The sequence below is a fragment of the Christensenella sp. genome (genome assembly GCF_034927525.1).
GTDB lineage: Bacteria > Bacillota > Clostridia > Christensenellales > Christensenellaceae > Christensenella.
Genome location: NZ_JAYFPU010000137.1, coordinates 1 through 1,882 on the forward strand (window position 1 = coordinate 1; position 1,882 = coordinate 1,882).

Sequence of the window (1,882 nt, forward strand, 5' to 3'; positions counted from 1 at the left end):
GACGTAGAAAACCATGACTGATCAGGAATGCGGCAGGAGTGAAAGGAAAGATAGACATCCAAGAGATCCCCTTGTAAAAAAGATCGTAGCGCTTCTGGTCCCCAGGGGAGAAATGGATATATTCAACAACGCGAGGGAACTCCTTTTTGATGCATGGGGAGAACCTGAGCGCATCAGTTCCTTTGTACCGTTCACATGGACTAATTATTATGAAGATATCGCTTCGGAACTCGACAGGTGTTTCTTTTCTTATCCCGGCCTTTTCAACATGTCAGACCTTCCCGACTGGAAGATCCTGACATGCAGTCTTGAAAAGGCGACCGGATCAACAAGAAGGGTGAACCTTGACCCGGGGACAATTGACGGAGCAAGATTGCTGCTTGCTTCAACGAAAGGTCAGGCACACAGGATATACCTCAGGGACGGTATTTTTGCAGAGGTCACACTTTGCAGAAGGAAGGGCAGATGGGAAAGCTTTTTCTATACCTTCCCTGACTTTAAAAGCGGAGCTTATTTTGAATGGCTTGAAACAGTGCGCGAAGACTGGAAAAAAGAAAAGAAAAGCGTTGATTTATAGGGGGTATTTAAATGATAGAACGTTACGAAACTCCAGAGATAAAGGCGATCTGGAACGACAAGAACCGTTTTCAAAAATGGCTTGATGTTGAACTTGCAGTATGTAAGGCCTGGAACGAGGCAGGAAAGATACCTGATGAAGACTACAGGAATATCGTTGAAAAAGCCTCTTTCAGCGTTGAGAGGATACGCGAGATAGAAGAGGTTACACAGCATGACGTCATCGCATTTGTTTCGAGCGTTGCCGAATGCATAGGAGAGTCAGGCCGCTATGTCCACCTTGGGCTGACAAGCAGCGATGTGATCGATACAGCCTCCTCTCTCCTTCTTTCAGAGAGCATGAAAACAGTGCTGGATGCACTTTTTGCCCTTCATAAAATGATCGGAGAAAAGGCCTTGGAGTACAAGATGACACCTTGTGCGGGAAGGACTCATGGCATACATGCAGAGCCAACGACCTTTGGCCTTAAAATGCTCAACCACTACGCTGAGATAGGTCGGAATATAGAGAGGATCACTCAGACCAAGAAAGAGATGATGGTAGGCGGCCTCTCCGGAGCAGTTGGTACTTATGCCAACTGCCCTCCCTCGATAGAAGCAAGGACCTGCGAACTTCTCGGGCTTGATGTAGATCCGGTATCGACCCAGGTCATCCAGAGGGACAGGCACGCCCGCATTGTAACCGACCTTGCTATTTGCGGAGCATCGCTGGAAAGACTGGCTTTGGAGGTACGTCATCTTCAAAGGACTGAGGTTCTGGAGGCCCTTGAACCTTTCAAAAAAGGTCAGAAAGGGTCGTCTGCAATGCCTCACAAGAAAAACCCCATACTAAGTGAAAGGGTATGCGGAATGGCCAGACTTCTGAGAGGTTATACTATTCCCGCCATTGAAAATATAGCCCTCTGGCATGAACGTGACATCAGCCATTCTTCTGTTGAAAGGGTAATGTGGCCTGATGTCTTTCACCTGATACTTTACATGACCAAGACAATGACAAAAATTATAAATGGAATTACTGTAAATAAACAAAATATGAAAAATAACATAGATATTACGAAAGGCCTTCTTTTCTCAGGCAGGATACTGATTGCACTTGTAGAAAGAGAAGGAATTAGCAGAGAAGAGGCATACACAATAGCACAAAGCAATGCAATGAGGTGCTGGAACGAAAAAGTACCTCTTCTTGAGCTGCTCAAAATTGACCCAAGGATCAAGATAATGAGTGAGAGTGAGCTGGAATCTTTATTTGATTTGGAGTATTATCTTAAACATATAGAAGAGGTCTTCAACAGATTTCCTGAACTGG

The 1,882-nt window shown here is 45.3% G+C and carries 2 protein-coding genes; both read left to right on the forward strand.

All coding sequences use genetic code 11. The features are described from left to right. Positions 1-13: 13 nt before the first annotated feature. The gene (locus tag VB081_RS05675) at positions 14-577 is read left to right on the forward strand and encodes a DUF4416 family protein (protein WP_323399869.1); all 564 of its coding nucleotides are present in this window, start codon (positions 14-16) and stop codon (positions 575-577) included. A gap of 11 nt (positions 578-588) precedes the next feature. Beyond that, positions 589-1,882 (forward strand): adenylosuccinate lyase (gene purB / locus VB081_RS05680; RefSeq protein WP_323399870.1); only part of this gene is annotated, 1,294 nt, incomplete at its 3' end.

Coding starts and splice junctions, on each gene's coding strand:
- VB081_RS05675 (WP_323399869.1), top strand. CDS start 14: ATGACTGATCAGGAATGCGGCAGGAGTGAAAGGAAAGATAGACATCCA.